Source organism: Halomonas citrativorans, from assembly GCF_900163645.1.
Taxonomy (GTDB): domain Bacteria; phylum Pseudomonadota; class Gammaproteobacteria; order Pseudomonadales; family Halomonadaceae; genus Vreelandella; species Vreelandella citrativorans.
The window spans coordinates 249,733-274,896 of sequence record NZ_FUKM01000033.1; the positions used below are offsets into that span (position 1 = coordinate 249,733).

Below are 25,164 nucleotides of genomic sequence, written 5' to 3' on the forward strand. Positions count from 1 at the left end.
CAAGCGTGGACGATTATCCGAGATACCCCGCCATGCTAGATGCAGCCGCCCTTCAAAAAGCGTGCCGTATGTCGCCTGCCAAGGCCGTTTGGTTGCTTAGCCTACCGTTGCTGGTGCTGTTCGGCATTAGTCTTCATGTTCAGGGCGGTATTGTTTCCGGGTTTCAGGCACTGCTGGCGCCTTCGTTTGGAAATACCCATGAGGTATTACTCTATTATGCCTGGTGGCCACGGGTGTGCGTGGCATTGCTGGCTGGCGGCGGTTTGGCGCTGGCGGGTGTGTTGATGCAGCAGGTGCTGCGAAACCCGCTGGCGTCACCCACTACGCTGGGGGTGGCATCGGGTGCTAACCTGGCGTTGCTGGCTACCACGTTGATGGCGCCAGGGCTGCTGGTCATCGGACGTGAGTGGGTGGCGTTAATCGGTGGCGGTTTAGCCGTTGGGCTGGTGTTCGCGCTGACCTGGCGGCGTGGGCTAGCGCCCGTGGTCGTGGTATTGGCTGGGTTGGTGGTTAATCTGTATTTGGGCGCACTTTCGACCGCGCTGTTGCTGTTCAACCATGAGACGCTGGCGGGGCTATTGATTTGGGGGGCGGGGTCGCTTGCCCAGAACGGCTGGAGCGGGGTAGCCACCTTATGGCCCCACCTGGCCATCAGTGCTGTGGCTGCAGGGCTGTTGTTACGCCCACTGGCCGTGTTGGAACTTGACGATGCCAGCGCCAAGAGCCTGGGTATCTCGCTTAAATATCTGCGTTTTGCTGGACTCGGGCTTGCGGTGTTTATTACCGGCAGCGTGGTCAGCGTTGTCGGTATTATTGGCTTTATTGGCTTGGCGGCGCCCAATATTGTGCGCATGGCCGGGGCACGCCGATTAGGCAGCCGCATACTCTGGTCGACGCTGCTGGGCGCGGTACTGCTGGCGACCACGGATCTTCTACTACAGCGCTTTTCGGGCATGCTGACGACGCTGGTTCCCACCGGCGCCATTACCGGCGCGCTGGGTGCACCGCTGCTTTTATGGCTCATTTCTCGACTGAAGCTTCAGGGGGACAGGCCTCCGCAACCCCCGGGGATGTTGGTAAGCCGTCATCCAACGCCGTACCGCTTGGCGATGGGGCTTTTAATCGCGTTATTAATGGCAGCGTGCTTAGGGCTTCTATCAGGCCAGGGTGCCAACGGCTGGGAGTGGGTTAGTCCGGCCCACTGGCAGGTGATGGAGTGGCGCCTGCCCCGAGTCATCGCCGCGGCAGCCAGTGGCTTGATGTTAGCCATCGCCGGAACAGTGCTTCAACGCCTTTCCGCTAACCCTATGGCAAGCCCCGAAGTGCTGGGTATCAGTGGGGGCTGCGCGATTGCGTTGGTCCTGGGTATTTACGTGCTGCCTGCACCGAGCAACGCAGCGCTGATCGGCATTGGAACTCTAGGGGCGTTGACTACGCTGGCCGTGCTAGTGATTTTGAATCGCCGTAGTGGCTTTGTGCCTGAGCGGCTGTTGCTTAGCGGCGTTGCGATTGGCGCACTGTTTGATGCGGTGCGTAGCGTGCTGCTGGCGGGCGGCGACCCGCGGGGGCAGCAGGTTATTGCCTGGCTGGCGGGCTCTACGTATTACGTGGATGTGACCAGCGCGGTGGTCGTGGGAAGTATCGCTGCTGTGTTGGCAGTGATAACCCTTCCTTTTACCCGCTGGCTCGACATCCTGCCGTTGGGCGCGCCGATGGCCCAAGCGCTGGGTGTTTCACTGAATCGAGCAAGGTTGGGGCTGTTGTTGCTGGTGGCACTGTTAACCGCGTGTGCCACGCTGGTCGTCGGGCCGCTCTCGTTTATCGGCCTGCTGGCACCGCACATGGCGCGGTTGGTGGGTTTTTCCCGCGCTCGGCAGCAACTGGTTGGCGCCGCACTGATCGGAATGTTGCTCATGGTGCTGGCCGACTGGGTCGGCCGCCAGATTATGTTTCCGTATGAGATCCCCGCAGGCCTTGTTGCCTCGTTGATTGGCGGCGCCTACTTTATGTGGGGCCTGCGGCGTTTATGAGGCTTACGCGCTTAAGTGTTACCCCTAAGTGTGTTGTTTGAAGTAAACGGCCATCACGTCGAGTACCTTTTCGATATCGGCATCAGCGATATCGCGGTGCACGACAAGACGCGTGGCGTATAGAAGCTCAATTAAAATATCGTGCTGTTTAAGCCATGTTGCAAGAGGCTGAAGGTGCTCTTCCGAAATGTGTATAAACAGCATGTTGGTGGCTTGAGACGTCACCTCTATGCCCGGAAGCAGGGCCAGGCCTTCGGCCAAGCGTGCTGCGCGGCGGTGGTCGTCGGCCAGGTCCTGAATATTGTTATCTAACGCATACTGGCAGGCGGCGGCTATTATTCCTGCCTGGCGCATACCTCCTCCCGCTACCTTGCGCCAGCGGCGGGCGCGCTCGATAAAGTCTCGTGGACCTACCAACGCCGAGCCGATCGGTGCGCCCATCCCTTTTGAAAAGCACAATGAAACGCTATCAAAGGGGCGGCATAGTTGTTCAAGCGGCACCTGGCTTGCAACGGCCGCATTAAAAAGCCGCGCGCCGTCCAGGTGCGTTGCCAAACCTCGTGAACGGGCAAATTCGGTGGCTTGATGAACGTAGGTTTCGGGCAGAACTTTACCGGCAATGGTATTTTCCAACGCCAAAAGACGCGTGCGGGCAAAGTGAACATCATCGGCTTTAATCGCCGCGCTGATTTTCTCTAATGGCAGGCTGCCATCACTGGCATTTTCAATTGGCTGTGGCTGAATACTGCCCAACACCGCAGCGCCGCCGCCTTCATAACGATAGGTGTGGGCTGACTGCCCAACGATATATTCATCACCTCGCTCGCAATGCGCCATCAGTCCCACCAGGTTGCTTTGGGTGCCGCTTGGAAACAGCAGTGCCGCCTGCTTGCCGGTTAAGGTGGCAAGGTGCTCCTGAAACGCATTGACCGTTGGATCATCGCCCCAGACATCGTCACCAAGGGGCGCACTCATCATGGCTTCTAGCATGGCGGCATCGGGTCGGGTGACCGTGTCGCTGCGTAAATCGATCATAAAGATTTCCTTTATAAATAAGTGATTTCTACGTTAACCCACTATGGTTAAAGCTATCGATAAAAACGTTGCGAAGGGGACATGATGGATCTTAAAAGCGGCTATCCGTTTTGGGCGGTAAAGAACGGTCTATTGACTACTTTCCCACAGCTAACCCATGACCATCAATGCGAGGTGGCCGTCATCGGCGGCGGCATAACCGGGGCGCTGATTGCCAATGAACTAAGCCAGCATGGTCATCACGTGGTGGTGGTTGAGCGCCGTGATATAGGCTGGGGAAGCACGGCCGCCAGTACCGCACTGCTGCAGTATGAAATTGATACCCATATGACCGAGCTTGCCGAGCGTTACGGCGAGGCAAACGCGGTGCTTGCCTATCGGGCGTGTGCCGAATCAATTTTTGAGCTTGAAGCCTTGGCGCTTGAGCTGGAGGATGTGGAGTTTGAGCGCCAGCAAAGCCTCTATTATGCAAGCAGTGGGGAAGACGTAGCGTCGTTAAAAGAGGAACTTTTGCTGCGTCAGAAACATGGTTTTAAGGCCAGTTGGCTTGAGCGGGCAACGCTTTTGGAACGCTACGGCTTTGATGCGCCAGGCGCTATTTTAACCGAGCTTGCGGCACGCATGGACCCTTATCGAATGGCCTATCAGCTGTTTGGCAAGATAACCACGCGGGGCAGCAAGGTATACGACCGTACCAGGGTTGAGCGCATGACCCGGCACGGTGAGCATATAGCGCTTACGTTGACGAACGGCGCGACGCTCAACTGCCAGCAGGTCGTGGTGGCCGCAGGCTATGAGTCTCAAGCGTGGCTGCCTGAGCCGATGGCTAAAAACCGGAGCAGCTATGCATTCATTACCGACCCGCTAACGCCTGACATGCTGGGCGAGCTTAAACATACCCTCGTCTGGGAGTCTGCGCGGCCCTATCTTTACTTGCGGACTACTCAAGAGGGTCGGCTGCTGGTGGGCGGCGATGATGATGAGCAGGATATACCCAAGCGCCGCGATGAACGAGTGCTGGAAAAAGCCCAAGGGTTGGCAGATAAGATCAAGATGCTCTGGCCGTCGTTAACGATTAACCCTACCTTTAGTTGGGCGGGCACGTTTGCCGAAACATGCGACGGGCTGCCTTATTTTGGTCCTCATGATTCCCATGGGCCAAACGTGCACTTTGCCATGGCGTACGGCGGAAACGGCATTAGTTACAGCATGATAGGGGCCAAGCTGCTGCGCGCTTTAATTGAAGGAAAACCGCATCCGCTGGCAGAGTTATTTTCGTTTAAACGCCACATTTAAGCCACGTAACGGGCTATGTGATATTGCCACCCCACATTGCCGCTACACGATGAGGGCTGCGCCCATGAACCACTTGCTATTTTTACGTGCCCTTGAGCGTGGCGACCTGCGCTTTGTACATGAACTTAATAATAATCAAAGCATTATGTCGTACTGGTTTGAGGAACCCTACGAATCATTTGATGAGCTGGAAGAGCTTTATAACAAACATATTCATGATAATGCCGAGCGACGTTTTGTAGCGGAAGACAGCACCGGCACGGCGATTGGCTTGGTGGAACTGATTGAAATTGATTACATCCATCGCAGCGCAGAGTTCCAAATCATCATTACTCCGGACCATCAGGGAAAAGGGTTTTCACGTTCGCTGATCCGCCAGGCCCTACACTACTCGTTTACCATCCTGAACCTTCATAAGGTGTTTCTCATCGTCGCAGTGGAGAACGTTAAGGCGATTCATCTTTATGAAGAGAGTGGGTTCATCGAAGAAGGCCACCTGGTTCAGGAGTTCTTTATCAACGGCAAATACCGAGACGTAAAGCGGATGTATATCCTGCAGGAGGCTTATTTAGCAGCGCTTGAAAGCGACGCTACCTAGTGGCTGGCTGATGGGTGGTTTGAATCGACTACTCATGTACAAAAAATAACGCCTCCAAGGGGAGGCGTTGATAGGGAATAAATAGCAGCAGGCTTTAGCAATCGCAAATATAAGCGGCAAAGGCGTCAAACGCTGCGCGCTGCGCAAGCGCGTGCTGTGCCCATACTTCCATAATGTCCGCATTAGTGGCCGGGTACTGAGTCATTGAGTGTTGCATAGCATGCACTCCTGTTAGCAGGGGAGTTAACAACGGTTCTTGTTATGAGGATTTTTGGTTGTGCGTCGCAGCATTGGCTGCGGCGGAGGATAGTAGGCGCTTTTGAGGGTTGATGCTAGTCCTAACGTTGTAGGTAAAAGATGATGGGCTGTAAGTAATGGCTTACAGATTGAGTAGATGAGTGCTTACATTGTTGAATGAAAAAGGTTTTCACAAACAATATAAAAAAGCCTCAGGGTGGCATGAGTTGGATATTTTTTAGCAGTTCGCTGGTGAACTAACGTGTAATTCCCAAAAGCTAAAGCCCATGGCCATATGTCTGGCTTTAAAGCGCCGTCACGGCCCCTCCGTGAGCCTTTACACCTGGAGTAGCTCGCAGCTCCCCATTAAGCGCTGTCTTGGCTAGCGCATGAGCTTTTACAGTTATTTTTGGGTCTATTGGTTAGCTATGGGCCATCATGCACCATTTTATGGGGCATGATTAATAGTTGTGCTGCTTATATTTGCTGCGCTGCACTCTGTGCTCAACCGTTTGTTTTAATAGTTTTTTGCTTTTCGGTTGAGACGAAAGTCTATGTCCTGTGTGATTAAAACTTTGGTCTCAATTTAAGCAATAAGCCTTGCGACACTCGGTACTTGGCAATAATGTTTATTTGTATGATGTATGACGATAAGCCGTGATAGCGCTGTGTGTGAGAGACGACTCTGCTCTCAAGGTTTTAACTAATAACTTATTAGCTTGTGAAATGAGTTGATGTGGCTGTATTCGCAGGTTTGTGAAAGATGCTTAATTTTCGTAAAGATAGGGTACTGAATCGAATGGCAGTGGCAGCCGTTGGAACAGCTTTTTGATAGTGCCAACGAATAAGTATCTTCAAACCGATAAAATCAACAATGAACGCAAAAGGTGAATTTATGTTGCTATCAAAGAAAACAATGATGGGCGTTGGCTCTGCTGGCTTGATTGCAGCATTAGCTATGCACTCCGGCATTGCCATGGCACAAGACGCCCAGATGCGTGGCAATATCCGCGTCGTAATTGGCTCTACTTCTACCGGTGGCGACACTTACCAAAACGCCAGCATCGTTGTTGATCGTCTAGCCGAGCATCTCGGCTTAAATATGAAGGTTGATGCCGTAGGCGCAAGCTCAGCGTTTCGCACACTGGATAGGGATTCTCGGGGCAATACCCTGATGATTTTTCATGATCAATCCTATCTTGGTCATCTCTATGGCGTGCAAGGCTATGACGATATCTTTGAAAAGTACACGATTGGGCCGACTATCGCGATCAACCCCGGCAACGCCTATCTCGTGGCCAAAGACTCTCCTTATGAAACCCTCGACGATATCATCGAGGCGGTAGGTAACGGCGAAACCGTGCGCGTAGCGATCCAGCCTGGCGGCGTTTCCGAGATCGGCTTCAGTGCATTGAAAAATGCCATTGCTATTGAGCACCCCGGACAGGAAGACAATCTGGTAGCCGTTAATACAGGCTCTCAGTCTGATAAAAACCAGCAGCTGTTTGATGGTCAAGCCGATGTCATTAATGGCAGTGTCCAAGCCAATGAGCAATACACCCGTTTACCCGAAGATGATCAGAAAGCCATGCGCTTTGTATGGTTGACAGCACGCCAAGGCACTATCGAGCAGGCGTTGGAAGAGGGTCTTGGCCAGACGACCCGCGAGCAACTTCTTGAATACGTCGAGCCTAATGTGGATGTCACCATGGGTGAAGACGAAAACTTTACCTTCGATAAAGAGTTCTTCTTCCTTTACAACAAAGAGATGGACCAAGGTATCGTAGATCAGATTGATGAGGCGCTTGCTGCAATATATGACGAAGGCAGCATTCAGGAAGCGCAGTTAAATGCGTTCTTTATTCCTGACTTCAACCCCTCAGAAGAGGCTTCTGAATACCTCCAAGAGAAAATGACTCGCTACGAAGAAATCATTAGCAACATCAACTAAGCGGGTAGGCGCTAGTAGCTTGTTACTAGCGCCTATCCATGCGCTGAGCATGGGTATGGGGCCAAGCGTATATACCTTACTTATACGCACGCTGCGTTAATACTTCTGGAGTAAATATGGAGTCAGGGCTGTTTAGTGTTTCGATAGATTTCGAGACTTCACACTTATTCTTTCCCACTATTATTCACTGGATTCTGGGTGGGCTGTTTGCCTTGATTCTAATAACCAAAGTAGCCCCCTTTATGGTTGCGGTTAAGCGAGGAGAGCGCACTTTACCCATTATTGGCGAATCAAGAGACAATTTTCGTTTCTTCGGCACCTTTGCTTTGATAGCCGCGTACTTTTATCTAATGGCGGTTGTCGGTGATCTGTTCCCCTATACGGGCTATGGCTTTCTGTTTGTCTCAATAGCTTTTGTACTTCTCATGTCGCTGCTTTATCTGCATGAGTGGACGAAAAAAGCCCTCGTTATTGTCGTCATCAATGCTGTTGTTGCGCCAACGCTAGCTTGGTTTGTGCTCGCCAAGCTATTCACCATCACACTGCCATAACCAACGCGAGTACCGCCATGGAATTTTTGTCAGTTCTCGATTTTACTTTTTTTCTACTCGTTGGATTTGGCACCCTTGTAGGTATCATTTTCGGCGCGATCCCAGGCATGACGGCTACCATGGCCGTCGCTGTCTGTCTGCCGCTTACCTATGCTTTGGGGTTGAACCATGGCTTGGCACTGTTGCTGGGCCTCTATGTGGGCGGAATTTCAGGCGGTATGGTACCAGCGGTACTTCTGAATATCCCCGGTACGCCTTCTTCGATAACCACCACCTTCGACGGCTATCCTATGGCGCGTAAAGGGGAGGGTGAAAAGGCATTGCGCATTTGTGTCATTGCCTCTGTCATTGGCGGGCTTATTAGCGCAGCCGTACTGTTCCTGTTTGCGCCACTGCTGGCGGATTTTTCGATCAAATTCTCTTATGTAGAGAAGTTCCTGATTATCTTGCTGGCATTGAGCGTTATTGCCTCTCTTTCAAATAGCATGCTGATCGGTATATTTAGCGGCGTCATTGGCGTCTGGCTAAGCCTTATTGGCGATTACAGCATTTCTGACGGTGGTAATGGCCATACGCGGCTGATGTTCGACTTCATGGAACCTTACCTGTTTGAAGGCTTCTCGCTGTTACCGGTGCTAATCGGCATTTTCGGTATTTCCACCATTTTGCTGGAGGCTGAAAAAGGCGTAAAACGCGATGTCGCTGGGCAACGTATTAAAATTGGTAAAGAAGGTGGGTTTTCGCTGTCTATCTTTAAGGGCAGCCTGACCAATCTGACACGCTCTTCTTTTATTGGCACTTTTGTGGGGATGTTGCCGGGCGTGGGTGGCAGTGCTGCTTCCGTTCTCGCCTATACCCAAGAGAAAAACCTGGCACGTAACTCGTCTCAGATGGGCAAAGGAGCGCCACAAGGGTTAATCGCCTCGGAGTCTGCTAATAACGCGCTGACCGGTGGTGCGCTCATCCCCCTGCTCTCGCTTGGCATTCCAGGTGATGCTACCACGGCAGTACTGATTGGCGCCTTTACGCTACAGGGAATACAGGTCGGGCCTCTGTTCATCCCGGAAAATCATGAAACATGGTACGTCATGATGACGGCTTTGGTGCTTGCCAATTTCGTGATGTTCTTTTTGATGTTCTTTGCCATCAAGTACATTGCCAAAGTGGTAATGGTACCCAAACATATTCTCTATCCCATTATTGTGATGATGTGCGTAGTGGGCGCTTACGCCATTAATTACGGCATCATGTTCGATGTTTGGACTCTGCTTATCTTTGGCGTTCTGGGGTATTTGATTCAGAAAATCGGCCTTGAAATAGCGCCACTGATCATCGGCTTTATTCTGGGAAGTCAGGCCGAGGTATATTTTGTAAAAAGCCTTGAATCCTTTGGCACCTACTCGGTCTTCTTCACTAAAAGCCCGATTGCTATGGTGCTATGGGGATTGATCGCTGCCTCTGTGGTGTTTGCAATCATCATGGGCATCAGGTCTCGTGCTCGCCAAAAGATGGAGCTAAGCCAAGCCTCGGGCCCGCACACCGTTTCAGGAAAACACCATGGCTCAAACAATGACTAATTCGCGCGTAATAAAAGTACATCCGAACGATAATGTTGCCATTGTGATTGAGCAGGGCGGGTTGGCTGAAGGTGTGAGTATCAGCGAGGGGTGTACTACCTTGATGCCTATTCCGCAGGGTCACAAGGTGGCATTGACAGCGATTGCCCAGGATAGCCCAGTGATTCGCTATAACGAGGTAATCGGCACCGCCGTGGTTGCTATCGAGCGTGGCGGCCACGTCAATGAAACCAATGTACGCCTGCCGACGGCCCCAGGCCTTGGCGAGCTCTCGTTGGCCACGCGACAGGCGCCAGCTTCCGAACCGCTCGAAGGCTATACCTTCGAAGGGTTTCGCAATCCGGACGGCGGCGTGGGCACCAAGAACGTACTGGGGATTACCACCAGCGTTCAGTGCGTGGCCGGCACCGTGGATTATGTAGTCAGTCGTATCAAGCGTGAATTGCTGCCACGCTTTCCCAATGTTGATGATGTGGTCGGGCTCAACCATAGCTATGGCTGCGGCGTGGCGATCAACGCACCGGCGGCGATTGTGCCTATTCGTACGCTAAAAAATATTGCGCTGAACCCCAACTTCGGTAACGAGATCATGGTGATCGGATTGGGTTGCGAAAAGCTTCAACCCTCGACACTGCTCGAAGATCGCCCGGTCAAAATCTATGAAAACAGCGAAGCCGCCGATCCGGAAGCCAACGTACTGAGCCTTCAGGATGAGAGCTTTGAAGGGTTTGGTGACATGGTCGACGGCATTTTAGCCATGGCCGAGCGCCATTTGGAACGGCTCAACAAGCGCAGCCGTGAGACCTGTCCTGCATCTGATCTTGTGGTAGGTATGCAGTGTGGAGGAAGTGATGCTTTCTCTGGCGTCACTGCGAACCCAGCCGTCGGCTTTGCTACTGATCTGATCGTAAGAGCTGGCGGTAGCGTGATGTTCTCTGAAGTCACGGAAGTGCGCGATGCCATCCACTTGCTAACGCCGCGAGCTATTAACAAGGAAGTGGGAGAAGCGCTGATTGAACAGATGGCTTGGTACGATGATTACCTCTCTCAAGGACAGGCTGATCGTAGTGCCAACCCCTCGCCTGGCAACAAGAAAGGCGGGTTAAGTAATGTCGTTGAAAAGGCGCTTGGTTCGGTGATTAAGTCGGGTAACTCGCCCATTGTGGATGTGATTGGTCCTGGTGAGCGCTTACGGCGTAAAGGACTCACCTTTGCAGCTACACCGGCGAGCGACTTTATTTGTGGGACTCTGCAATTGGCTGCAGGCATGAACATGCAGGTGTTCACCACAGGCCGTGGAACGCCCTATGGTTTGGCAATGGTGCCGGTGCTAAAGGTCTCCACTAATTCACAGTTAGGAAGACGTTGGCACGACATTATCGATTTGGACGCCGGTCGCATCGCCACGGGTGATGCCAGCATTGAAGACGTTGGATGGGAGCTTTTTCATCTGATTCTCGATGTGGCGAGTGGGCGCAAGCAAGCCGCTGCTGATCGATTGGGTATCCATAACGATTTAGTGTTATTTAATCCTGCACCTGTGACGTGAGTGTGGAAAAGACATCCTGGCTGGACTAATAGTACAAGAGGTTAGTGATTTATGTTCCCGAGAATTAAATCCATGAGCGTCGTTCCTGTTGCTGGCTACGATGGGTTTTTGCTCAACTTGAGCGGCGGCCATGCACCATGGTTTATCCGTTGCGTTGTCATTCTTGAAGATGACGCCGGTAATAAAGGGGTAGGTGAAATTCCTTCTAGTGCCGGTATTCTTAAGGGTTTGGAACAGTGCCGGGGTATCGTTGAAGGGTCGCGCATCAACAATATCAAACAAACCCTCAATAACGCGCGCTTGGCATTGGCCAAAAATGGCCGTGAAGAGCGCGGTCGCCAGACGTTTGATCTACGAGTCGCTGTTCACGTTATTACGGGTATCGAGTCCGCATTGTTAGACCTTTATGGCCAAACGTTGCAGCTGCCTGTCGCCGATTTGTTAGGGCAATATGGTCGCCAGCGCGATGAGGTAGAGGCTTTAGGTTATTTGTTTTTACTTGGAGATCCTGGCAAAACCGATCTCCCATATCCTCAAGCATCAGACCCTAAAGATGCGTGGGATGAAGTTCGCTATCAGGAAGCGCTAACGCCTGACGCCGTGGCGAGCTTGGCTAAGGCTGCCTATGAGCGTTACGGATTCAAGGATTTCAAACTTAAAGGCGGTGTGCTGCGCGGTGAAGAAGAAGCTGACTGCATTCGCGCCCTTTATGAAGCCTTCCCTGAGGCGCGCTTGACGTTGGATCCCAACGGCGCATGGAAGCTTGATGAGGCGGTGCGTGTTCTGGACCCGATCAAGCACCTGCTTAGCTATGCAGAAGATCCTTGCGGTCAGGAAGAAAGCTACTCAGGCCGTGAAACCATGGCTGAGTTCAAGAAGCGTACAGGCCTGCCCACAGCAACAAACATGATTGCGACCGACTTTAAGCAATTGCAGTACGCCGTACAACTTAATGCAGTGGATATTCCGCTTGCTGATTGCCATTTCTGGACCATGCAAGGAGCGGTCATGGTTGGCGAATTATGCCACGAGTGGGGTATGACTTGGGGCTCGCACAGCAATAACCATTTTGATATTTCACTTGCGATGATGACGCATGTTGCGGCCGCCTGCCCAGGAGAGATTACGGCGATTGATACCCACTGGATCTGGCAGGATGGGCAGCGTATTACGAAAAATCCGTTTTTAATTCGAGATGGAAAAATTAAGGTTCCTACCACACCTGGCTTAGGAATTGAATTGGATGACGATAAGCTTATGGAAGCACATCGCCTTTATAAAACCCTGGATGTAACGCAACGAAATGACGCCATGGCTATGCAGTTCCTTGTTCCTGATTGGAAGTTTGATCCTAAACGCCCAGCATTGGTTCGTTAAATGAACGGTAAGTCTTGTATGCTAGTCGAGTAGAAGTTTCTCTTACGCTTTGGTTAACTATAATTTTCTTGCTTGTATAAAAGATAGTTGATGTTTCCAAGTTTGCTGCTTATTAATCAGCGTGGTTTTGCTTTTAATTTGCAGCTTACTTGGTGTGTTTCATCAAGTTATAATTAGTGACTTTGCACAATTTGTGTAGAGTAGCAAAACTTTCTGTTCCTGTTCCTGTTGCCATTATCGTGTATCACTTTGACCGGTACGAATGTAGGCAGAGTAAACTATTTGGCTAAGTCTGGACTATAGTCGTATGTTCAACGTATTAAACCCACGCTAGGTTATGGTTGTATGATTAAATACATATGACGTTTGAGGCGGCATACTAATTAATACCGAGATTTGACATAACTATAAAATTAACAACCTGGAGCAGATGTCATGATAAATATCAAAAGCTTATTTGTAGGTTCTGCGTCTGTATCGCTGATCGTAGCCGGTAATGTCGCTTTAGCTAATGAATTTCAAGGGCCTGTTAGGATCGTTGTTCCGTTTGCTCCTGGAGGCACCTCAGATATTCTTGCACGCTACATTGCGCCAGAACTCTCCGAAGCCATTGGTCAACCCGTCATTGTCGAAAATAAGGCGGGGGCAGGGGGGAATATTGGCGCGGACTATGTGGCTAAAGCAAACCCTAACGGGCATACGCTTTTACTTTCGGATCTGACTGCACTACTAGCTGCGCCCAGCGTACTTGATAATGTTGCTTATGATATTGAAAGCGACTTGTCGCCTGTGACGATGGTTTCTTATTCGCCTTATGTGTTAGGCATGTCACAGCAGCATAATTTTGAAAGCTTTGATGATCTTGTCGAGTATTCTCGCAATAATCCTGGTGATATTGCCGTCGCAACATCCGGTGTAGGAGCAAATAATCATATTACTACCGAGCGATTAATCCAGGATTTAGGGCTTGATTGGACGGTCATTGCTTATCGAGGTGGGTCTGATGCTACACGTGCCGTAGTGTCTGGTGAAAGTGATATGTTATTGAACGGTACAACAGCTTCCCTTCCTTTTGTTTTAAATGATCAAATGAATGCGCTAGCAGTAACTGGAGAAGAGCGGTTAGAGGAGCTCCCTGATACGCCAACGTTTCGTGAGCTAGGACTTCCGGGGGAGCTTGATGGAACCTATCAAGGTATTTTGGTAACAGCAGGCAGTCCGCCAGAAGTAGTTGAACGCCTTCAGAAAGAGCTTGCTGATATACTGGCGACTGAAGATTTACAAGCAAAAATTGCCCAACAAGGCGGCCAGGCTCGACCTTCTGAAACCTCTGCTCAGTTACAGGAATGGATGACCGAACAAATGGCAGAGTTAACTGAGTTTATTGCTGGATCTGATATTAAACAATAATTGTTAGCTATTAAGAAGTTTAAATATAAAAATAGAATCCTGCTCTTTGGAGCAGGACTCTCGTTGCCCAAGAAAAGAGAAAAGAAGGATGAGAGTACTCACCAATAGAGATTTTCTGGCAGGGTTAATGTGCCTTGTATTGTCGATATGTGTACTTTGGCAGGCGCAAGACTATAGTTTAGGAACTTTGAGAAATATGGGGCCTGGATATTTGCCAAGAGTCTTGGGCTACTTTCTTGGTGCGCTTGGTGTTCTGATAATAGCTTTTTCAGCCAAGACAGCGACTGATTTTCCGAAAATTAACGTTAGAGCGTTAGTTTGTATTACTGCTGGCATCGTTGTGTTTGCATTCTTAATGAACCCCGCCGGGCTGTTCATTTCAACAATTACGCTTGTTTTTTTGTGCGGTTTAAGTGAGAAAAAGTTCAAGCCAGTAAGGTTGGCTTTGCTATCACTTGCATTATGCCTAATGTCGTATCTAATCTTTATACTGGGGCTTAATATGCCAATTCGCCTTTTTCCTTGGAGTTTCTAATGGAAATTATAAATAATTTGGCACTTGGTATATCCGTTGCTTTTACCCTTGAAAACCTTATGTATTGCGCTTTGGGCGTAACGATTGGAATGTTTATTGGGGTTATCCCGGGTGTTGGCCACCTCGCTGCTATTTCGATGCTCTTGCCCTTAACATATTATGTACCTGCTACAACGGCGCTCGTAATGTTAGCAGGCATTTATTATGGGGCACAATATGGTGGGTCCACGGCGGCAATTCTCCTGAATTTGCCTGGTACACCGTCTTCGTCTGTCATCTGTTTGGACGGCTATCCCATGTCGAAAAATGGGCGGGCTGGTGTTGCGCTTTTTATGACGACGATTGCATCGTTTGTAGGTAGCTTTATTACAGTAATTGTACTGGCTGCTTTTGCACCACCTTTGGCAAATTTTGCCGTTGCTTTTAATTCGGCAGATTATTTTGCCATGATGTTGCTTGGACTCGTGGCTGCTGCAATTCTAGTGCAGGGATCGCCTGCTAAGGGGTTAGCAGCAGTCGTGTTCGGTCTTATGTTAGGGATGGTAGGTACTGACGTAAGTACTGGTATTCAACGATACACGTTTGGGCTTACCTTTCTCTATGATGGTATCAATATTGTAGCCATTGCTATGGGCATTTTTGGTGTTACAGAAGTCATTGCAAATGTTGGTAAAGTGGCCCAGATAAAAAATGATCAAAAAATCACGTTTCGTTCACTTCTACCAACGAAGCGCGATGTTAAAGATAGTGTATTCCCTATATTAAGAGGTACTGGAATAGGTACCGGGATTGGCATATTGCCAGGAACGGGCACGTCAATAGGGTCTTTTATAGCCTATGCCTTGGAAAAAAGAATTTCTAAGGACCCTTCCAAATTCGGCAAAGGGGCGATAGAAGGTATTACTGCGCCTGAAAGTGCAAATAATGCAGCAGCTCAATCTGCTTTTATACCTACTTTAACCTTGGGTATTCCCGGTGATGCAGTTATGGCTCTTATGCTGGGCGCGCTTTTAATCCACGGTATCACGCCAGGGCCTAATGTCATTTCAGATAACCCTGATTTATTTTGGGGATTAGTTGTTAGTTTTTTAATTGGTAATTTACTTCTTTTGATACTTAATATTCCTATGGTGGGGTTATGGGTTCGCTTGTTGAAAATACCTTATCCTATACTTTATCCCGCAATTATTCTGTTTATTGTGATTGGTGTTTATAGTATTAATTATGCCAATATGGATATTATGCTAGTGGCTATGTTTGGCGTTATTGGATGCGTGTTATTAATCTTGGGTTTTGAGCCAGCGCCATTGCTCCTCGGGTATATTTTGGGGCCGATGATGGAAGAAAACTTTCGGCGTGCCATGTTGATAAGCCGGGGAGATTTGATGGTGTTTTTAGAAAGACCTGTTAGCGCAACCTTTTTTGCGTTAATAGCGCTTTTTTTATGTTGGTCAATCTATTCAGCAATTAAGCAAAGGCGTAGCCCAGTTGAGGGTGAGCTTTAGCGTTTTAAACTAATTCTTAAAAAGCTGTTTTTAACCTTGGGAAGTTTTTTAGGTTCTGTCTGAAAAGCTGGCGAGCGAAAGCAAGGCAAAATCGGTAAAGAAACGGAGTTTACTAAAGAGCAAACTGAGCTGATTTTTACGCTGTATTGCCGAACACAGGAAATTTTCAGACAGGGCCTGTGGTTCAGCTACACATTGCTGCCTAGAATTTTTTCATATTAATAATAATTTTCAGTTACTTAGCCAGTAAGCGGCTCCACGTCCTGATCGATAATCCCGGGGGTTGTCTCATTCAGAACCGTCTTAGGCTAAAGTCTAGAGGAAACTTTGTATGATGTATGACAATGTTGGCTATATGATACTGAGATATTCAACCTGGTACTAAATAACTGAGCCACACGAGTCACCGCTCGTCCAGGTTCGCTTACTGTATAAACAAGAGGAGATTACCATGAACTTTTCCAAAGCGACGCTTAAAGCTTCTATTTCTGACGGCCTGCTTTCCTTCCCTGTAACTGATTTCGATGCTGACGGTAAATTTGATGCTGAAAGTTACCGTAAGCGCCTGCTATGGTTGAAAGATTATGAAGTGACCGCACTTTTTGTCGCTGGCGGTACGGGTGAGTTTTTTAATATTACGATCGACGAGTATCGTGAAATTGTTAAGGTGGCTGTTGAAACCATCGATGGAGATGTGCCGGTCATTGCGAGTGCGGGCCAAAATGTCGAGCTAGCGAAAGAGCAGGTTAAAGCCGCCCAAGAAGCAGGCGCCGACGGCATTTTGTTAATGCCTCCCTATCTTACCGAGTGTTCGCAGTCCGGGATTGTTGATTACGCTGCTAGTGTTTGTGAAGCGACTGAGCTAGGTGTTATCTATTATAACCGTGCTAACGGGTATCTGGGTGTAGATGGTGTCAAGGCGTTAGCCGATCGTTGCGATAACCTGGTCGGGTTAAAAGATGGTAAAGGCGATATGCAAACGCTGAACATCACCATCAAAACGCTAGGTGACCGTTTGGCCTATGTTGGCGGCGTGCCAACGGCAGAAATCATTGCTGAAGCTTACTTGGCCATTGGTGTGAGCACCTACTCCTCGGCGGTCTTTAACTTCGTGCCGGAGATGGCCGTGACGTTTTACAAGGCAATGCGTCAAGGCGACAGTGAGTTCGTTAAGAAAGTAACCCGCGAGTTTTTCATTCCTTTCGTTACTTTGCGCGACACCACGCCGGGGTATGCAGTGAGCTTGGTTAAAGCAGGGGCTGGCATCGTGGGCTACCCAGGCGGCAACGTACGCGCCCCCCTGACTATGCCTAATGATCAAGAGATGGGGCAGCTTAAGCAACTGGTTGAGAAAGCAAAGTCTTTTTAAGTATTTCTGTTAGTTCATGAGGGATGGCGTTTTGCCGCCCTCGTGATTTCAAAAGCTGACACCTAAAATGGTTACGCGCTGAAGAAGTAGAATGATGGAGAAGTGTTTATGCCAAGTCACAGTACTCCCACAATAACCGAAATGCGGGTCATACCTGTTGCTGGCCGCGATAGCATGCTGCTCAATATCGGGGGGGCGCATTCGCCTTACTTCACTCGTAACCTGGTTATTTTGAAGGATAGCGCTGGCAACGTTGGCGTCGGCGAGGCACCTGGCGGCGCGACGATTGAGCAATCACTTGAGCAGGCAAGAGAGCTTGTGGTGGGGCAGTCGATTAGCCGTTTACGCTCTATGGTCTCTTCTTTAAGTAATGCGGGGCGAAGCGCTGACTTCGAGGATTTTGGTAAGGGGTCTTGGACCTTTGAGTTGCGCATCAATGCGGTTGCGGCACTAGAAGCCGCTTTGCTCGATCTAATGGGTAAGTTCTTAGGCGTACCGGTTGCTGAGCTATTGGGCAACGGTAAGCAGCGCGATAGCGTCGAAGTACTGGGATACTTGTTCTTCATTGGCGATGGTCACGCCACGCCGCTCGACTTCCGCCGCGGTACGGATGGGGTAAGTCATGAATGGTACCGTCAGCGCGATGAAGCATCGATGACACCTCAGCGTATTGTAGAGTTAGCTCAAGCTGCTCATGATCGCTACGGTTTTAAAGACTTCAAGCTCAAAGGTGGTGCATTGCCGGGCGAGCAGGAAATAGAAGCGGTCAAGGCACTGCATAAAGCTTTCCCTGAAGCGCGCACCACGATTGACCCGAACGGTGCCTGGTCGCTAAATGAAGCCATTCATCTTTGTAAGGATCTGCATGGCGTCATCGCGTACGCAGAAGATCCGTGCGGTGCTGAACAAGGCTTTTCAGGACGAGAAATTCTGGCTGAATTTCGTCATGCCACAGGGTTGCCGGTGGCGACCAACATGGTAGCAACTAACTGGCGTGAAATGGCCCATGCCTTGATGCTTCGCTCAGTGGATATACCGCTGGCCGACCCGCATTTCTGGACACTGTCAGGCGCTGTACGAGTTTCACAGCTTTGTCAGGACCATGGCATGACCTGGGGTTCTCACTCCAATAATCATTTCGATATTTCGTTAGCCATGTTTGCTCACGTGGGCGCAGCGGCGGTAGGACGTACGACGGCCCTGGATACCCATTGGATCTGGCAAGAGGGAGATGCTCGTTTGACGCATAACCCACCCGAGATCGTTGATGGGAAAGTGGCGGTTACTGATGAGCCTGGCTTGGGTATTGAAATTGATATGGATCAGATCGAAAAAGCCCATGAACTTTATCGCAGTTTACCGGCAGGCGGACGCAACGACGCCATGGCGATGCAGCATTTAATTGATGGGTGGACCTTTGATCCAAAAAGGCCAGCATTAGTGCGCTAAGTCGGCTCGAATGACCCAGTCGCCGGAAATAACTTCAAAAAGTGATTGGGCTTATAAACGCTAGATAGAGGTAACTTAACAATGAAAAAATTATTAGGCACGCTAACACTGGCCGTAGGGCTTGTCGCTGGTAGTCAGGCTATTGCGAACGATTACCCTAATAAAAGTATCAATATGATTGTGCCATTCTCGGCCGGTGGTGGTAACGATACCTTTGTCCGGGCGCTTCAGCCGTTGCTTGAGGAACAGCTAGGAGAAACGCTGGTCATTCGCAATATTGCGGGCGGCGGTGGTGCGGTGGGCATGTCTCGTGCAGTCGCTTCTAAGCCCGACGGCTATACATTGCTTGCCGCTAGTAACGCAATGTTGACGCTCGAAGCGATGGGTAACGTCCCGTTTACGCATGATGATTTTGATTTTATTGCGAAAATCATCGAAGAGCCGTACCTCATCGCGGTAAGTGAAGATAGCCCTTACCAGGATCTGGATAGCCTGGTGGAAGCCGCTTCAGATAGCTCTATCCGGATCGGGGCGTCGGGTGTCGGTTCTTCTGCGTACATCACCGCTAATGCTATCGCCAACCGCACCGATTCCAACTTCAACCTTATTCCTTACCCGGGTGGCTCTGAAGCTATCTCCGCCGCTATGGGCGGGCATGTTGAAGCGGTAGTGCTGGGCGGGGCAGAGCTACGTTCAGCGCTGGAATCCGGTCGATTGAATGCGCTTGCGACTACTTACGCCGAACGTAGCGACAATCTACCTGATGTGCCCACCTTTCAGGAGTCTGGTTACGATCTTACGCTTACCGTGTGGCGCGGCATTGTAGCTCCTAAAGGTATTTCTGATGAAGTGAAGGAGCGCTGGGTGACGGCGATTCAGCAGATCATAAGCGACGGCTCTTATGAAGAAACGGCCAGCAACTTAGGTACTGATCTATCGCCTCTTTACGGTGAAGAGCTTGATGTTTTCATCAATGAGTCCGCAGGCGTCATGCGCGAAGCCGCTGGCGATCTAGCCAAGTAAAAGCTCTCTTGTGCAGCCAAGGCCTCTAGGGCTTGGCTGCTTTGTCATTAATCAAAACATGATGGGGCTGCCATTAAGAAGGGGCTGGGGTCTGAATAATGGAACGTGATATTGGAAAGCCGCTATTTAATCTTTTTCTACTGGTCGCTTCGGCAAGTGCTTTTGTGGCAGCTGCAGCGCTACCCAACATTGAAATCGTAGGGGATTTATCACCTGCCTTTTTCCCTCAGCTGTTATCTGGATTGATATTTCTATTTGCTATTCCGTGTCTGATTAAAGATGCGCGAGAATGGTGGATAGCCAAGCAAATACATTCGGATACCCCACATGCTTTACAGGTACGAAGTATCGCGCAATGGCTGTTTGTTGTGGCCTTGCTGGCGGGCTATATCTTTGTATTTGAACGAATTGGATATATCGCCAGCACAGGGCTTTTTACCTTTTTCTGCATAATGGGATTCGTAGTGATAAGCGGCGTATGGTCGACGCTTTCGATGTCTCAACGATGGAAGTCGCTTCTCTCTACCTTGGTGTTTTCCACGATATTAGCCGTAGCTATTTTTTATGTTTTTACCGTTCTTTTCAAAATTCCGCTCCCGACTTAAGCGGGTAGCTCTTTTCCTGAGATTTGGGAGACTTATATGATTTCAGGTTATCTCGATGGCCTAGGTATGGTGCTGCAAATCAGCACGTTACTGGCCATTGCTGGCGGTACTCTGCTCGGCATCATTATGGGGTCGCTCCCCGGCTTGACCTCGGCAATGGCGATAGCGCTACTGTTGCCGGTGACCTTTGGTATGCCGCCCGTCGCGGGAATAGGTATGCTGCTAGGTGCTCTGTGTGGCGCCGGCGCTAGCGGATCAATTCCTGCGATACTGCTTAATATTCCCGGGACCCCCTCATCGGTAGCCACCACCTTCGATGGCTTTCCCATGGCTCAGAAGGGCGAAGCGGGCCGTGCACTTGGCTTGGCGATCGTAGCCTCCTTCTTTGGTGGTGTCGCGAGCATGGTTATTCTCAGCCTATTGGCGCCGCCCATCGCTGAGTTCGCCCTACGATTCGGCCCTGCTGAATACTTTTCTTTGAGTATCTTTGGCTTGGTTATCATTGCTTCTGTCGCTGGTAAGTCGTTACTCAAAGGTTTAATTGCCGGCCTGATCGGCTTTTTTGTATCGACTATCGGAACCGATCCTATTACCGGCGTGGGCCGATTTACCTTTAACGAACTTTCGCTGCTGACAGGGGTTAATTTATTGCCAGCTCTCATTGGCCTATTTGCCGTTTCTCAGGTGCTTAAAGATACATTTGAGTACGACCCTCACGAGCGAATGAAAGAAAGTGCGCATCGCATTGATATTGCACGCCCGCGTTTTATTGAAACGTTGAAACACTGGAAAGCTGTCGTAATCGGTGTGATTTCTGGATCGGTGGTCGGTCCTATCCCAGGCGCCGGGGGGAGTATTGCCTCACTGGTAGCCTATGACCAAGCACGACGTTTTTCCAAAACCCCCGAAAAATTCGGTTCGGGTCATGCGTCGGGTATTGTGTCTGTAGAGAGCGCCAATAATGCATTGCTTGGTGGGGCACTGATACCTACGCTCGCACTGGGGATTCCAGGCGAAGCAGCGACGGCGGTACTGCTCGGTGGGTTGATGATTCAAGGGATCACTCCAGGCCCCCTTCTATTTGCGGATCAAAGTGGCACGGTATACGGCATTTTTCTAGCTTATCTGATCGCCAACATCTTCATGCTATTGATTATGTGTCTCGGTATTAAGCTATTTATTCGGGTGCTTACTGTGCCTAGAAAACAGCTCCTTGCTGCCATTTTAGTGTTCTGCTTTATCGGCGTGTACGGCGTGGATGGAGATGTATTCAATCTTTACTTAATGCTTGGCTTTGGCATTTTAGGCTATTTCCTTAACCGCTATGGTTTCGGGACTGCGCCCGTCATTCTAGGGCTGATTTTAGGGCCGATTGCTGAGTCAAATTTACGTCGAGGGTTACAGTCCTTCCAGGGAGACTGGACACCGTTCTTTACACGTCCCATCAGTATCACCTTCTTGATCATTGCTTTGGCCTTGTTGGTGCTAACGTTGTGGCAGAACTATCGTACCAACCAGAAAAACGCTGCTTCGGGCTAGCTATACTCGAAAGTTATAGCGGTAAAAAAGTGCGCGTCGCGAAAGCGAAGTAGCCTAATTCCTCAGCGCGGTTGAAGACAATCAAAGCAACAAGTTTTGGGTTGTGCTCGCGGTACTGCTAGATGCGCGAGAAAAATGTAAGTAACGCTTGGTCTAAACCGAGAAACTACGAAAACCACTCTCATTTAGGAGGCAAGATGAATCTGACAGGTGAAATGCTCATAGGACAACAGGCTGTTAAAGGTAGCCGTAGTCCCGTTCAGGCAATAAACCCAGCAACCAACGAGCTCCTTGAACCGGCCTATGCGGGTGGTACTCAAGCCGAAGTCGAGCGGGCTTGCGAGTTGGCTTGGAACGCCTTTGATGTTTATCGTGAAACTTCACTTGAGGACCGAGCCAGGTTCTTGGAAACTATCGCTGATGAGATTGAAGTGATTGGCGAGGACCTGATTGAGCGCGCAGTGGCTGAGTCTGGTTTGCCGAAGGCTCGAATTCAGGGGGAGCGCGGGCGCACCTGTGGACAGCTACGTCTGTTTGCAAAAACTGTACGCGCTGGCGAGTGGTTGGACGTACGCATTGATCCGGCTATGCCTGATCGTCAGCCTATGCCACGTTCTGATCTTCGTCAGCGTCATATTGCACTAGGCCCGGTTGTTGTATTTGGTGCGAGTAATTTTCCGCTAGCATTTTCTGTCGCTGGCGGTGATACCGCTTCTGCACTAGCGGCTGGCTGTCCTGTCATCGTTAAGGCTCACGCTGCCCATCCTGGAACCGGTGAGCTGGTTGGCCGTGCTATACAGGCTGCAGTTAAAAAGTGCGCTTTACCAGAAGGTGTTTTCTCGCTGATGTTTGGTTCTGGCCGAGAAGTGGGGACTGCCTTGGTTTCTGATTCACGTGTCAAGGCTGCTGGCTTCACAGGCTCTAGAAGTGGAGGTTTGGCGCTTTGGAAAGCTGCTCAATCACGGCCCGAGCCGATTCCTTTCTACGCTGAAATGAGCTCTATTAATCCGGTTTTCCCGCTACCTGCGGCCCTCAAGTCGCGTGGCGCAGAAATGGGCAAGGCATTTGTTGGCTCACTCAACATGGGCGCAGGCCAGTTCTGTACTAACCCAGGGCTGGTCATTGCGGTTAAGGGGGCCGAGCTAAACACCTTTATCGAAGCCGCAGGTGAGGCCGTTAAAGCGAGTGGCGCGCAAACAATGCTGACGCCAGGTATTTTCGAAGCCTACGAAAGCGGCGTGAAGAGTTTTGCCGACAGTGGTAAGGCGCAAGAAATCGCGCGAGGGCGGAAGGGTGATGGCCCCAACCAGTGTCAAACCGGCTTGTTCGTAGCCAGCGCTCAGGATTTTCTTGGCAATGAAGCATTGCAGGGAGAAGTGTTTGGTTCGACCTCGTTAATCGTTGAGTGTGCTAATACCGCAGAACTCACGCAAGTTGCAGAGCATTTGGAAGGCCAACTGACTGTAACGCTACAGATGGATGATGCTGATCTGGAAGCCGCGCGAGAGTTGTTGCCGACGCTGGAGCGCAAGGCAGGTCGTATTTTGGTTAACGGCTGGCCAACCGGGGTTGAAGTGTGTGATGCAATGGTTCACGGCGGGCCGTTCCCAGCAACATCCGACTCACGTACTACCTCTGTAGGTACGGCAGCAATCTTCCGCTTTCTGCGGCCGGTTTGCTATCAAGACCTTCCTGATGCGCTATTGCCCGCTGCTATTAAACAGGAAAACCCATTAAAACTACGTCGTTTAGTCGATGGTGCACGAGAGAGTTAAGACGTTCGCGTGTATAAATGTTAATGACAACATAGGCCGCTCTCACGAGTGGCCTTTTTAAGCTACGAATATAAAAATATGCACGGTTATATTAAGTCCTTTTATTTCGCCTGAGTATAAAAGCACCTTCATTATGTTTGGAGAAAATATGGCTGACGTTGACTTTGCGACATTGCAAAATACCCTTGAAAAGGCACTATTAAAGGCGGGTCTCACACCAGATGATGCTGCAGTCTGTGCCCAAATTCATGCTGAAAGTACTCGCGATGGTGTCCATTCTCATGGGATTGGCCGGATCCCTCGATTTATTGAATATGTTGGACGTGGATGGATAAATATTAATGCTACGCCAAGCGTTGTACAGCGGTTAGGAGCGATTGAGGTGCTTGACGGAGGCCAAGGCATTGGTGTGCTTAACGCTCTTAGTGCAACAGATCGAGCAATCGCATTAGCGCGTGAACACGGTATGGGGCTGGTAGCGTTACGTGATACTACCCATTGGATGCGTGGAGGAAGTTACGGATGGCGTGCAGTTGAGCAAGGGTTCGCTGCGATTATGTGGACCAATACCGAGTCTTGTATGCCTGCTTGGGGAGGAGTATCGCAGTCTATCGGTAATAATCCATTAGTGATGGCTGTACCGCATAGTTCAGGCCCACTAGTACTCGATATGGCGATGTCCCAATTTTCCTACGGAAAGTTGCAAACAACAGAGTTAAAAGGTGAACAATTACCTATTGATGGTGGTTTCAATGAACGTGGAGAGTTGAGTCGCGATCCTGCAGCTATCGCCGCGACACGGCGCTTGCTTCCAACCGGTTATTGGAAGGGGTCAGGGCTTGCGATTCTACTTGATGCAATGGCCGCTTTACTCGCGCAAGGGAGGCCAAGCCATGAAATTGATGCAGTTCAGCGTGGAAGCGGTGGTGGTAGTTGCCAAGTGTTTATGGTTTTTGATCCAGAGCAGCTGGGTAGCCGTGCGGCCTGTGATGCCCTTGTTGAGGGAATTCAGACGCATTTAGCCGCCACTAGGCCCGCTAAGCAAGGATGCAAAGTACGTTGGCCGGGAGAGTCTACTTTTCGACAGCGATATGGTCGTGAGTTAATCTCAATTGATGATACTTTATGGCAAGCTGTTTGTGAGTTAGCTATCTAGCTGTATGTTAACAAAGGTTAATGATTGTTTGAGATAGTGTATGGTTTGCTAAGTATATATTGGATTTCATCATGATTAGATAGTTTAAATATAGTGGCTAAATAAAACTTGACATCAATGTGTGTGGAGAAGCCATTATCTTAACTAGGCGCCTATGACTGAGGGAGTTGCGATGTTTTATATGAGTTTAAGCCAATTTCCCCCTCATTTGCTGCTAGTAGTCGAGCGCTTTTATGAAATTAATAGATTGACATAAAACATTATTGTGAGGAAGAAACCTGAAACTTTGTATAGCTTTAAATTTAAGCACAGAGTAGTCGCAGCATAAGATGGAAAAGGTATACTGCAAAAGCGATTGCTCTTTTGATGTTAGGTGGTATATGTCGTATGTTCTAATAGACCCCTTGAGTGAGTAAACGCCTGTTGAAAGGGTAGCAGGTCTCCTATGGTGGCTGAAAAAAGCCTCGAGTTAATACCTTATATCAGCCGACCATAGCAAATATCTTTACGTTGAACACGGTAAGGAAACAGTACGGTAGCATGGAGGAAAATTTTTCTTCGCTGGGCATCCTTATAAAGCCTAATAGTACTTATATA

The 25,164-nt window shown here is 49.8% G+C and carries 20 protein-coding genes; 18 read left to right on the plus strand and 2 right to left on the minus strand.

The window, feature by feature from the left end:
• Positions 1 to 32: 32 nt before the first annotated feature.
• Positions 33 to 2,030 (plus strand): Fe(3+)-hydroxamate ABC transporter permease FhuB, encoded by a 1,998-nt coding sequence (fhuB, locus tag CZ787_RS08715; RefSeq protein ID WP_087108218.1) that lies wholly within the window; start codon positions 33 to 35, stop codon positions 2,028 to 2,030.
• A 24-nt stretch (positions 2,031 to 2,054) separates the two neighbouring features.
• Here fhuB and ltaE read toward each other — a convergent pair whose 3' ends face one another.
• Positions 2,055 to 3,065, minus strand: a complete 1,011-nt coding sequence (gene ltaE / locus CZ787_RS08720; protein ID WP_087108221.1) for a low-specificity L-threonine aldolase — start codon at positions 3,063 to 3,065, stop codon at positions 2,055 to 2,057.
• 81 nt (positions 3,066 to 3,146) lie between these two features.
• Here ltaE and CZ787_RS08725 point away from each other — a divergent pair, with 81 nt between their 5' ends.
• Both CZ787_RS08725 and speG read left to right on the plus strand, forming a co-directional pair.
• Positions 3,147 to 4,361 carry an NAD(P)/FAD-dependent oxidoreductase gene (locus CZ787_RS08725; protein ID WP_254908590.1) on the plus strand — a complete coding sequence of 405 codons (1,215 nt, stop codon included), beginning with the start codon at positions 3,147 to 3,149 and terminating at the stop codon, positions 4,359 to 4,361.
• 64 nt (positions 4,362 to 4,425) lie between these two features.
• Complete coding sequence (speG, locus tag CZ787_RS08730) at positions 4,426 to 4,959, plus strand: spermidine N1-acetyltransferase (RefSeq protein WP_087108225.1); 534 nt, start codon at positions 4,426 to 4,428, stop codon at positions 4,957 to 4,959.
• 94 nt (positions 4,960 to 5,053) lie between these two features.
• Here the strand turns inward: speG and CZ787_RS19085 are convergent, their stop codons facing one another.
• Positions 5,054 to 5,176: a hypothetical protein gene (locus tag CZ787_RS19085; protein WP_254908591.1), complete on the minus strand. Its 123-nt coding sequence runs from the start codon at positions 5,174 to 5,176 to the stop codon at positions 5,054 to 5,056.
• 915 nt (positions 5,177 to 6,091) lie between these two features.
• Here CZ787_RS19085 and CZ787_RS08735 point away from each other — a divergent pair.
• The 15 genes from CZ787_RS08735 to yiaK all read left to right on the plus strand — a co-directional run bounded on the left by CZ787_RS08735 (position 6,092) and on the right by yiaK (position 24,567).
• A complete protein-coding gene (locus CZ787_RS08735) occupies positions 6,092 to 7,147 on the plus strand; it encodes an ABC transporter substrate-binding protein (protein ID WP_087108227.1) in 1,056 nt (351 codons plus the stop codon).
• Positions 7,148 to 7,263: 116 nt separating this feature from the next.
• Positions 7,264 to 7,698 (plus strand): tripartite tricarboxylate transporter, encoded by a 435-nt coding sequence (locus CZ787_RS08740; RefSeq protein ID WP_087108231.1) that lies wholly within the window; start codon positions 7,264 to 7,266, stop codon positions 7,696 to 7,698.
• Positions 7,699 to 7,715: 17 nt separating this feature from the next.
• Positions 7,716 to 9,275: a tripartite tricarboxylate transporter permease gene (locus CZ787_RS08745; RefSeq protein ID WP_087108233.1), complete on the plus strand. Its 1,560-nt coding sequence runs from the start codon at positions 7,716 to 7,718 to the stop codon at positions 9,273 to 9,275.
• On the plus strand, positions 9,256 to 10,824 hold the full coding sequence (garD, locus tag CZ787_RS08750; RefSeq protein WP_087108416.1) for a galactarate dehydratase: 1,569 nt from the start codon (positions 9,256 to 9,258) through the stop codon (positions 10,822 to 10,824). The genes CZ787_RS08745 and garD overlap by 20 nt, the downstream gene beginning before the upstream one ends.
• A gap of 51 nt (positions 10,825 to 10,875) precedes the next feature.
• Positions 10,876 to 12,201, plus strand: coding sequence for an enolase C-terminal domain-like protein (locus CZ787_RS08755; protein WP_087108235.1), 1,326 nt, complete (start codon positions 10,876 to 10,878; stop codon positions 12,199 to 12,201).
• A 435-nt stretch (positions 12,202 to 12,636) separates the two neighbouring features.
• Positions 12,637 to 13,611, plus strand: a complete 975-nt coding sequence (locus tag CZ787_RS08760) for a Bug family tripartite tricarboxylate transporter substrate binding protein (RefSeq protein ID WP_087108237.1) — start codon at positions 12,637 to 12,639, stop codon at positions 13,609 to 13,611.
• Positions 13,612 to 13,699: 88 nt separating this feature from the next.
• On the plus strand, positions 13,700 to 14,146 hold the full coding sequence (locus CZ787_RS08765) for a tripartite tricarboxylate transporter TctB family protein (protein WP_087108239.1): 447 nt from the start codon (positions 13,700 to 13,702) through the stop codon (positions 14,144 to 14,146).
• On the plus strand, positions 14,146 to 15,651 hold the full coding sequence (locus CZ787_RS08770) for a tripartite tricarboxylate transporter permease (protein ID WP_087108241.1): 1,506 nt from the start codon (positions 14,146 to 14,148) through the stop codon (positions 15,649 to 15,651). The genes CZ787_RS08765 and CZ787_RS08770 overlap by 1 nt, the downstream gene beginning before the upstream one ends.
• Before the next feature lie 451 nt (positions 15,652 to 16,102).
• Positions 16,103 to 17,020: a 5-dehydro-4-deoxyglucarate dehydratase gene (gene kdgD / locus CZ787_RS08775; protein ID WP_087108243.1), complete on the plus strand. Its 918-nt coding sequence runs from the start codon at positions 16,103 to 16,105 to the stop codon at positions 17,018 to 17,020.
• Positions 17,021 to 17,128: 108 nt separating this feature from the next.
• Positions 17,129 to 18,469 carry an enolase C-terminal domain-like protein gene (locus CZ787_RS08780; RefSeq protein ID WP_087108245.1) on the plus strand — a complete coding sequence of 447 codons (1,341 nt, stop codon included), beginning with the start codon at positions 17,129 to 17,131 and terminating at the stop codon, positions 18,467 to 18,469.
• A gap of 81 nt (positions 18,470 to 18,550) precedes the next feature.
• Positions 18,551 to 19,492, plus strand: a complete 942-nt coding sequence (locus tag CZ787_RS08785) for a tripartite tricarboxylate transporter substrate binding protein (protein ID WP_087108247.1) — start codon at positions 18,551 to 18,553, stop codon at positions 19,490 to 19,492.
• A gap of 98 nt (positions 19,493 to 19,590) precedes the next feature.
• Positions 19,591 to 20,097, plus strand: a complete 507-nt coding sequence (locus CZ787_RS08790) for a tripartite tricarboxylate transporter TctB family protein (protein ID WP_087108249.1) — start codon at positions 19,591 to 19,593, stop codon at positions 20,095 to 20,097.
• Between the two features lie 36 nt (positions 20,098 to 20,133).
• A complete protein-coding gene (locus CZ787_RS08795; RefSeq protein ID WP_087108251.1) occupies positions 20,134 to 21,636 on the plus strand; it encodes a tripartite tricarboxylate transporter permease in 1,503 nt (500 codons plus the stop codon).
• A 197-nt stretch (positions 21,637 to 21,833) separates the two neighbouring features.
• Positions 21,834 to 23,411, plus strand: a complete 1,578-nt coding sequence (locus CZ787_RS08800; protein WP_087108253.1) for an aldehyde dehydrogenase (NADP(+)) — start codon at positions 21,834 to 21,836, stop codon at positions 23,409 to 23,411.
• 148 nt (positions 23,412 to 23,559) lie between these two features.
• A complete protein-coding gene (yiaK, locus tag CZ787_RS08805) occupies positions 23,560 to 24,567 on the plus strand; it encodes a 3-dehydro-L-gulonate 2-dehydrogenase (RefSeq protein WP_087108255.1) in 1,008 nt (335 codons plus the stop codon).
• Positions 24,568 to 25,164 lie beyond the last annotated feature (597 nt).

Coding starts and splice junctions, on each gene's coding strand:
- garD (WP_087108416.1), top strand. CDS start 9,256: ATGGCTCAAACAATGACTAATTCGCGCGTAATAAAAGTACATCCGAAC.
- CZ787_RS08785 (WP_087108247.1), top strand. CDS start 18,551: ATGAAAAAATTATTAGGCACGCTAACACTGGCCGTAGGGCTTGTCGCT.
- CZ787_RS08735 (WP_087108227.1), top strand. CDS start 6,092: ATGTTGCTATCAAAGAAAACAATGATGGGCGTTGGCTCTGCTGGCTTG.
- CZ787_RS19085 (WP_254908591.1), bottom strand. CDS start 5,176: ATGCAACACTCAATGACTCAGTACCCGGCCACTAATGCGGACATTATG.
- CZ787_RS08740 (WP_087108231.1), top strand. CDS start 7,264: ATGGAGTCAGGGCTGTTTAGTGTTTCGATAGATTTCGAGACTTCACAC.
- fhuB (WP_087108218.1), top strand. CDS start 33: ATGCTAGATGCAGCCGCCCTTCAAAAAGCGTGCCGTATGTCGCCTGCC.
- CZ787_RS08790 (WP_087108249.1), top strand. CDS start 19,591: ATGGAACGTGATATTGGAAAGCCGCTATTTAATCTTTTTCTACTGGTC.
- ltaE (WP_087108221.1), bottom strand. CDS start 3,065: ATGATCGATTTACGCAGCGACACGGTCACCCGACCCGATGCCGCCATG.
- CZ787_RS08745 (WP_087108233.1), top strand. CDS start 7,716: ATGGAATTTTTGTCAGTTCTCGATTTTACTTTTTTTCTACTCGTTGGA.
- speG (WP_087108225.1), top strand. CDS start 4,426: ATGAACCACTTGCTATTTTTACGTGCCCTTGAGCGTGGCGACCTGCGC.
- kdgD (WP_087108243.1), top strand. CDS start 16,103: ATGAACTTTTCCAAAGCGACGCTTAAAGCTTCTATTTCTGACGGCCTG.
- CZ787_RS08795 (WP_087108251.1), top strand. CDS start 20,134: ATGATTTCAGGTTATCTCGATGGCCTAGGTATGGTGCTGCAAATCAGC.
- CZ787_RS08800 (WP_087108253.1), top strand. CDS start 21,834: ATGAATCTGACAGGTGAAATGCTCATAGGACAACAGGCTGTTAAAGGT.
- CZ787_RS08770 (WP_087108241.1), top strand. CDS start 14,146: ATGGAAATTATAAATAATTTGGCACTTGGTATATCCGTTGCTTTTACC.
- CZ787_RS08780 (WP_087108245.1), top strand. CDS start 17,129: ATGCCAAGTCACAGTACTCCCACAATAACCGAAATGCGGGTCATACCT.
- CZ787_RS08725 (WP_254908590.1), top strand. CDS start 3,147: ATGATGGATCTTAAAAGCGGCTATCCGTTTTGGGCGGTAAAGAACGGT.
- yiaK (WP_087108255.1), top strand. CDS start 23,560: ATGGCTGACGTTGACTTTGCGACATTGCAAAATACCCTTGAAAAGGCA.
- CZ787_RS08755 (WP_087108235.1), top strand. CDS start 10,876: ATGTTCCCGAGAATTAAATCCATGAGCGTCGTTCCTGTTGCTGGCTAC.
- CZ787_RS08765 (WP_087108239.1), top strand. CDS start 13,700: ATGAGAGTACTCACCAATAGAGATTTTCTGGCAGGGTTAATGTGCCTT.
- CZ787_RS08760 (WP_087108237.1), top strand. CDS start 12,637: ATGATAAATATCAAAAGCTTATTTGTAGGTTCTGCGTCTGTATCGCTG.